Origin of the sequence: Falsiroseomonas oryziterrae, from assembly GCF_021864505.1 — a bacterium.
In the GTDB taxonomy this organism is placed as follows: Bacteria; Pseudomonadota; Alphaproteobacteria; order Acetobacterales; family Acetobacteraceae; genus Falsiroseomonas; species Falsiroseomonas oryziterrae.
Map to the genome: position 1 here is coordinate 1 of NZ_JAKJIB010000215.1, position 6,899 is coordinate 6,899.

General features: G+C 74.4%; 8 protein-coding genes and 1 tRNA gene. 4 read left to right on the plus strand and 5 right to left on the minus strand.

Annotated elements, in window-relative coordinates; genetic code table 11:
- The 3 genes from L2I40_RS15870 to L2I40_RS15880 form a co-directional block, all read left to right on the plus strand.
- The coding region (locus L2I40_RS15870; protein ID WP_237216173.1) for a penicillin acylase family protein at nt 1-685 on the plus strand (685 nt) is incomplete at its 5' end.
- A complete protein-coding gene (locus tag L2I40_RS15875; RefSeq protein ID WP_237216174.1) occupies nt 685-2,178 on the plus strand; it encodes a GH3 family domain-containing protein in 1,494 nt (497 codons plus the stop codon). The genes L2I40_RS15870 and L2I40_RS15875, both read left to right, overlap by 1 nt.
- Before the next feature lie 24 nt (nt 2,179-2,202).
- On the plus strand, nt 2,203-3,168 hold the full coding sequence (locus L2I40_RS15880) for an MBL fold metallo-hydrolase (protein ID WP_237216175.1): 966 nt from the start codon (nt 2,203-2,205) through the stop codon (nt 3,166-3,168).
- A gap of 34 nt (nt 3,169-3,202) precedes the next feature.
- Here the strand turns inward: L2I40_RS15880 and L2I40_RS15885 are convergent, their stop codons facing one another.
- A complete protein-coding gene (locus L2I40_RS15885) occupies nt 3,203-3,964 on the minus strand; it encodes a DUF3108 domain-containing protein (RefSeq protein ID WP_237216176.1) in 762 nt (253 codons plus the stop codon).
- 90 nt (nt 3,965-4,054) lie between these two features.
- On the opposite strand from L2I40_RS15885, the gene L2I40_RS15890 reads away from it, so the two are divergent.
- Nucleotides 4,055-4,129 (plus strand) — tRNA-Val (locus tag L2I40_RS15890).
- Here L2I40_RS15890 and L2I40_RS15895 read toward each other — a convergent pair.
- The 4 genes from L2I40_RS15895 to L2I40_RS15910 form a co-directional block, all read right to left on the minus strand.
- The gene (locus L2I40_RS15895; protein WP_237216177.1) at nt 4,108-5,115 is read right to left on the minus strand and encodes a glycoside hydrolase family 43 protein; all 1,008 of its coding nucleotides are present in this window, start codon (nt 5,113-5,115) and stop codon (nt 4,108-4,110) included. The genes L2I40_RS15890 and L2I40_RS15895 overlap by 22 nt on opposite strands.
- Before the next feature lie 35 nt (nt 5,116-5,150).
- A complete protein-coding gene (locus tag L2I40_RS15900) occupies nt 5,151-6,032 on the minus strand; it encodes an NAD-dependent epimerase/dehydratase family protein (RefSeq protein ID WP_237216178.1) in 882 nt (293 codons plus the stop codon).
- Nucleotides 6,025-6,552, minus strand: a complete 528-nt coding sequence (locus L2I40_RS15905) for a dTDP-4-dehydrorhamnose 3,5-epimerase family protein (protein WP_237216179.1) — start codon at nt 6,550-6,552, stop codon at nt 6,025-6,027. Before L2I40_RS15905 ends, L2I40_RS15900 begins: the two co-directional genes overlap by 8 nt.
- A partial coding sequence (locus tag L2I40_RS15910) for a methyltransferase C-terminal domain-containing protein (protein WP_372491068.1) occupies nt 6,549-6,899 on the minus strand: 351 nt, incomplete at its 5' end. The genes L2I40_RS15910 and L2I40_RS15905, both read right to left, overlap by 4 nt.

Below are 6,899 nucleotides of genomic sequence, written 5' to 3' on the forward strand. Positions count from 1 at the left end.
GCTGGCGGGCTGGCAGGGCGACTATGCCGCCGAGAGCCGCGCGCCCGTCGCCTTCGAGGCGCTGCTGCGTCACCTCGTCCCCGCGCTGGTGCCCGAGACGCGGCGCGACGCGACCGGCAATCCGCGCGGCGCCGAGACGCAGTGGAACTTCCTCACCGCCTTCCTGCTGCGCGACCTCGATGCGCTGCCCGCCGGGCGCCGCGAGCAGGTGCTGCGCGAAGCAGCCACGGCGGCGCAGGCCGATCTCGACCGCATCGGCAACTGGGGCGAGATGCACCGGCTGCGTGCCGCGCATTGGCTGGTGAACCTGCCGGTGCTCGGCCGCTTCTTCGTCTACGGCGACTTTCCGACCGGCGGGTCGCGCGAGACGCCGATGAAAACCAGCCACGGGCTGGTGGGGGAGGTGCCGCGTCCGGCGAATTTCGGCTCCATGGCGCGCCACGTCAGCGACATGTCGGACCCGGACGCCAACTGGTTCACGCTGTGGGGCGGGCAGGATGGCTGGCTCGGCTCGGCGGCCTTCATGGATCAGGTCCCGCTCTGGCGCGACGGACGCGCCATCCGCGTGCCGCTGCGCGCCGAGACGGTCGCGCGCGAGTTCCCCAGGGTCACGGTGCTCGAACCGCGGCCGATCCACGCCTCCGGGCCTGCGGCCCTCCGGCGGTCGGACGCGGCGCCGCGCTGATGCTAGACGGCACGCCCGTCCTGAAGCTGTTCACGCGGGCGCGCGTCGCACGGATGCTGGCGCTCGAGCCCGCGCCGACGCAGGAACGGCTGCTGCTCGACCTCGTCAGCACCGCGCGCGACACCCGCTTCGGCCGCGCGCATGGCTTCGATGCGATCCGCTCCGTCGCCGACTTCCAGTCCCGCGTGCAGCTGCGCCGCTACGAGCAGTTCTGGTCGGAGTGGTGGCAAGCTGATTTCCCGACGCTGCGCGGCGTCACCTGGCCGGGCCTCGTCCCGTATTTCGCGCTCTCCTCCGGCACCACCTCCGGCACCACGAAATACATCCCCGTCACCGCCGCGCAGATGGCGGCGAATCGCGGCGCGGCACTCGACACGCTCGCCTGGCACCTGCACGCGCATCCGCGCTCGCGTCCCTTCGCAGGCCTCTCCTTCATGCTCGGCGGCTCCACCGCGCTGCAGGACCTCGCCCCCGGCGTGCGGGGCGGCGACCTCTCGGGCATCGCCGCGCATGAGGTGCCGCGCCTGCTGCGCGGCCGCGCCTGGCCGCCGGAATCCCTCGCCCTCATGCCCGACTGGGACGCCAAGCTCGCCGCCCTGGCGGAGCGCACGCCACGCGACCGCGTCCGCGTTCTGACCGGCACCCCGTCCTGGCTGCTCGTGCTGCTGCACCGCATGGCGCAGGGCGGCCTGCCCTTCCCCAACCTCGAATTGCTGATCCATGGCGGCGTCGCCTGGGCGCCCTATCGCGACCGGCTCGCGCCCTTCCTGCCGCGCGGCTGCGCGACGCGCGAGGTCTATCCGGCCTCCGAGGGCTTCGTCGCCATCCAGGACCGCGGCGAGGGCGAGGGCATGCGCCTTGTGCTCGACCGGGGCTGCTTCTTCGAATTCGTCCCCGTCGCGGAGCTCGACGCACCGAACCCGACGCGCCACTGGGCCGCGACGATCGAGACCGGCATCGACTACGCCGTCGTCGTCAGCAGCAATGCCGGCCTCTTCGCCTATGTCCTCGGCGACGTGGTGCGCTTCCTGGACCGCGCGCCGCCGCGCCTGCTGGTCACCGGCCGCACCGCCTGGATGCTCTCGGCCTTCGGCGAGCACGTGACCGGCGAGGAGATCACACGCGCGCTGGACCGCGCCGCCGCGGAGACGCGCGCGACGCTCGGCGAATGGTGCTGCGGCCCGGAATTCGTGGGCGAACTCGGTCGCCACCGCCTGGTCGTGGAATCCGCCGACACCGCAGCCGTGCGCCTCGGCCCCGCCTTCGACGCCGCGCTGCTCGGGTTGAACGAGGACTATGCCGCGCACCGCCAGGGCGGGCAGATGCTGCCGCCCGTCGTGGATGTCGTGCCGCCCGGCCGCTTCAACGACTGGATGCGCGCGCAGGGCAAGGCCGGCGGCCAGCACAAGGTGCCGCGCGTGATCGCCGATCCGGCGCGCTTCGCGCAGGCCACGGCGGGCTTGACCGGCGGCCCGCCGCACACGGCAGGATAGGCCGCCACAGAAGGAGACGAGAGGATGATCACGCGACGCATCGCGCTCGGCGCCGGGCTTGCTGCGCTCGGCACGCCGCTCGTCGCGGCGCAGGCCGCCGCGCCGTTCCGTGGCGACCAGAATGCCGGCTGGTATCGCTTCCGCCTCGGCGCCTTCGAATGCACGGTCGTCTCCGACGGGCAGATCACCCTCGCGCCCGCCCACCCCACCTTCGGCGGCACGGTCGCGACCGAGGCCGAGGTGCAGGCGGCGCTGCGCGGCGCCTTCCTGCCGGCCGATCGCGTGGCCGCGCAGATCAACTGCCTCGCCGTGAACACCGGGCGCGAGATCGTGCTGCTCGATGCCGGGCTCGGCCCCTCGCCGCTCTTCGGGCCCGGCGCCGGGACGCTCGCCACCGCGCTGCGCGCCGCCGGCATCGAGCCGGCGCAGGTCGACCTCGTCGCCTTCACCCATGCGCATGGCGACCATGCCTGGGGCATCGCCGACGCCGCGGGGCGCGACGTCTTCCCCAATGCGCGCTTCGCGATGACGGCGGCGGATTTGGAGTTCTGGACCGCCGAATCCGGGCTGTCGCTGCCCGAGCCGATGCGCAGCCTGGTCGCCGGCACGCGCGACGTGGTGCTGCCGCGCCGTGCCCGCTTCACGACGCTCGCGCCCAACAGCGAGGTCGCGCCCGGCATCCGTGCCATCGCCTCGCCGGGCCACACGGCCGGTCATGTCAGCTACCACCTGGAGAGCGAGGGCCACCGCCTGCTGGTGCTGGGCGACCTGGCGAACCACCATGTCCTCGCCCTCGCCCGCCCCGACTGGCCCTTCGGCTTCGACGCCGATCCGGCGCTGGCGAGCACGACGCGCCGGCGCATCCTCGACATGGCGTCGACCGACCGGCTTCAGGTGCTCGGCTATCACTTCCCCTTCCCGGGCCTCGGCCATGTCGAGGCGCGCGGCCAGGGGTTCGGCTTCGTGCCCTCTCCCTGGCGGTGGGGCTGAGGCCCTCTGCCCCGCCCGCCGCTGCGGTGGCGGCTCAGCCGGGCTCGGCGCGCAGCAGCACGGCCGTCGCCGTGCCGAACCAGCGGGTCGGGATGTCGATGCGCACGGGGACGGCCGGGGCGCCCGCGAAGGGCGGCGCGATCCAGGCGGTTCCGCGCTGCGGCGCCGCCGCTTCGGCACGGTCCTGGTCGCGGCGGAAGCCGGCGACCTGACGGCCCTCGAAGGCGCAGCGCAGCGCCTCGCCATGCCAGGCGCCCCGCCACGGCAGGATGCGCTCCCGCCCCTCGTCGCGGGTGGCGAAATCGCTGCGGCGACGGCCGTCGAAGACCGGCGCCGTCAGCGCGCAGTGACCCTCGGCCGCGACCTGCCGGCCGAGTTGGGCGATCGCGCTCAGCACGTCGGTGGTGCCGCGCTTCTGCGCCTCGGGCACCGCCTCGCGCTCCTCCTCGTTGGGGGGGACGAGAGCCGTCACGCGCGGCGCGCCGCCGTCCCAGTCCAGCGCGATGCGGCGCGGGCGGCCGCGCCATACCCCCTCCGACACGTAGCGCGCCGGCAGCGCGGAGGGACCGGCCCAGCCGCCATCCACCCGCGTCGCCTGCTCGCCCGACACGAAGGTCGCCGCGAGCCCCCGGGTGCGCACCACCGTCTCGACCCGATAGGAGCGCGGCGTCACCTCGAAGCGCGCCTCGACCTCCATCACCACCATCCCGGCGGCGTGCACCTCGTAGGTGGCGCGCATGGGCTGCGCCGCGGCGGCGGCCGGGAACAGCAGCAGGAAGCCCAGGAAACGGCGCATTGCACCGGCATATCGGGGCCACGGCCCGCCCGGCAAGCCCGGCTTGACACCCGCGCCCCGCCCCTCCTATCCAGCGCCCTCCCGGCGGATGGGCGCGTAGCTCAGCGGGAGAGCATTCGCTTCACACGCGAAGGGTCACAGGTTCAATCCCTGTCGCGCCCACCATCCACCTCCGGCCCCGCTTGCCAATCCGTCGAAGGCGAGCCGCCTTGCACGCGCGGCATGCCGTCCGCGCCCCAGACCAGGCGGTCGAGACACATCTGGCGGAGCGAGACGCCGAGGCGGCCATGCGCCCAGACGTCTTCGGTCCCCGGGATCACCGCCTCGCCGCGCATGGCGTGATAGGCGAGCCAATCCTGGCCGGCGGTGTCACGCAGCGCGAAGCACTGGCCGCAAAGCTGCCAGGCCGCGTTCTCCCGCAGGACCTCCACGCCGCCGGTGAAGGCGCCGAGCGGGTCGTCGCCGAGGAAGGCGTGAACCCGATACGGCCCGCGCCAGGTGTCGGCGCCGGAGACGAGCAGCACCGGCCGCAGGTCGCCCGGCCGCGCGATCACATGCGCGCCTTCCCAGAGCCGCCCAACGGGATCGTCGGGATCGGGATGCAGCACCGCATGCGGGGCGGAGCACGCCGCGAAGCCGAGGCCGTCGGCGGCAAGTTCCCGCGCCAGGATCGGCCCGCCGCCCGAGCCCCAGTAGAGGTACCGGCGCCCGCTGCGCGAGTCCTCGTGGAAGCCCGGATCGATCGTGGTGAAGCCCGGTCCCCGTTCGAGGATGCGCGGCGCCCCGAAACCGGTCGGACCGCCGCTCTCGGCGACGAAGATGCCGTGGCCGGCCTGCTCCGTGTGGTCGTCGAACTTCAGCGAGCCGTAGAGCAGCCAGCGCGTCCCGAGCCGTCGCACATCCGGCGCCCAACAGGCGCGGAACCGCGTCGCGTTGCGGATCGGCGCGGCGATCGCACCCGCCTCGGCGCCGGGCGGATGCGTCTGCCAAGTCACGAGGTCGCGCGAACGCGCCACCTTGAAGCGGCGGGGTGGCGGCGGCTCGTGCTCGTCGTCGGTGGCGTAGCACCACCACCAGCCCTCCTCGTCCGGGCCGGCAATGGCCGGATCGGCCCAGGGCTCGGCGATGACGGGGTTGCGGTAGCGCGCCATGCGCCCGCAACGGCCCGCGCCGCGCGTCGGTTGCGCTACGTGGCGTCGGCGATGTCGCGCAAGGCGCGCTCCACCGCGGGCGGCCGCGTGAAGCCGACCTCGCGCCGCAGCCGGGTGATATCGGCCACCATGCACGGCACCTCGCCCGGCCGGTCGGGCAGCGCGCCGAGGCGCAGCAGGTCGGGCCGTCCGGCGGCCGAGGCCAGGATCCGCGCCACCTCCGCGATCGAGCGTCCCTCGCCCGAGGCGACGTTCACCGGCCCCGTCACCTCCGACAACGCGAGCGCGGCCAGCGCCTCCCCCACGAAGTGCGTCGGCGCGACATCGCGCACTGGCCGGCCCGAGGCGATCCGCGCCTCCCGGCCCGCCGCCAGCGCGCGCGTGACCGAGGGCACGAGCCGGTCCGGATGCTCGCCCGGGCCGAACAGGTGAAACAGCCGCGCCCAGGCGACGGAGATGGGCAGCCTTGCCAGCCGCGCCGCGAGCTCCGCCTTGGCCTGCCCATAGGGCGTCGCCGGCGCGACGCGCCGCGTTTCCGGCCAGGGCTGGTCATCCGCCGCATCCGTCTCGGCGTATTCGGCGCAGCTGCCGACGCCGACGAACCGCCGCCCGCCCATCTCGACGAAGCTGCGCGCCAGCGCCTCCGAGGCTTCGAGCCACGCGGCATTCTCCGGCGCGGTCCAGAACCGACCGTGCTCGACGAACCAGGCGGCGTGGACCAGCAGCGTGGGCCGCACGTCGCGAATGAGCGCCACGCCGTCGGCGAGCAGATCCGCCCGATGCCAGGTCACGCCCGGCGCGGCAGGCGGCGCGCCGCGCGAGACCGCATGCAGCGCGACACCGCGCGCCAGCAGCGACGCGAGCACCTGCCGGCCGACGAAGCCCGTCGCGCCCGTCAGCAGGACGCGCTCAGCCATGATCGGGCCAGGTGGCGTCGCGTTCCGAGATCACGGCGGGCGCGGCAGGCCAGGCGATGCCGAAGGCCGGGTCGTTCCAGCGCAGGCCGCGCGCGTGCCCGGGCGCGTGCGGCACATCCATCATGTATTCCAGCAGCACGTCGTCGGTGAGCGTCAGGAATCCATGCGCGCAGCCAGGCGGGATGAGGAGCGCATTGCCCGCCTCCGCCGAGAGCGTCATGCCGACATGCGCGCCCCGCGTGGCGGACGCGTCGCGCAGGTCGAGCGCCACGTCATGCACCGCGCCGCGCAGGCAGCGCACGAGCTTACGCTCCGCCGCCGGCGGCGCCTGCCAATGCAGGCCGCGCAGCGTGTGCCGCCGCGGGTTCTCCGAATAGCTCACCTGCACGGGTCGGAAGTCGAGCCCTGCGGCGGCGAATTCCGCCGCGCAGAAGCCGCGGAAGAAGGCGCCGCGGGCGTCGCGCGCGCGCTCGGGCAGGATCTCCATGACACCCTCGATCGCGGTGGCGCGGAAGATCATGCCGCGCGCATCTCCGGCACCGCGGTCCAGAGCCGCCCCGCGAAACCGCCTTCGCGAAGCTGCGCCGCGATCTCGCCGGCGATGTTCCAGGGCAGGACCAGGATGTCGTCCAGCCGCATCGCGAGCAGCGCCTCCGGCGTCACCACCGGCACCCGGCTGCCCGGCAGCAGGCGTCCCTGCTTGGCCGGGCTGCGATCGGCGACGGCGAGGAGATCGGCCGCCGTCACGCCCGCCGCGTTGAGGAAGGTGTTCCCCTTTGCCGCCGCGCCATAGGCGCCGATGCGGCGCCCCGCCGCGCGCGCCTCCGCCAGCCAGTGCCGGAAGCCCGCGAGCGTGTGCCGCACGCG

Excerpts from the sequence above, each read along its gene's own strand:
- L2I40_RS15885 (WP_237216176.1), bottom strand. The coding sequence starts at position 3,964 with ATGCGCCGTTTCCTGGGCTTCCTGCTGCTGTTCCCGGCCGCCGCCGCG.
- L2I40_RS15880 (WP_237216175.1), top strand. The coding sequence starts at position 2,203 with ATGATCACGCGACGCATCGCGCTCGGCGCCGGGCTTGCTGCGCTCGGC.
- L2I40_RS15875 (WP_237216174.1), top strand. The coding sequence starts at position 685 with ATGCTAGACGGCACGCCCGTCCTGAAGCTGTTCACGCGGGCGCGCGTC.
- L2I40_RS15900 (WP_237216178.1), bottom strand. The coding sequence starts at position 6,032 with ATGGCTGAGCGCGTCCTGCTGACGGGCGCGACGGGCTTCGTCGGCCGG.
- L2I40_RS15905 (WP_237216179.1), bottom strand. The coding sequence starts at position 6,552 with ATGATCTTCCGCGCCACCGCGATCGAGGGTGTCATGGAGATCCTGCCC.
- L2I40_RS15895 (WP_237216177.1), bottom strand. The coding sequence starts at position 5,115 with ATGGCGCGCTACCGCAACCCCGTCATCGCCGAGCCCTGGGCCGATCCG.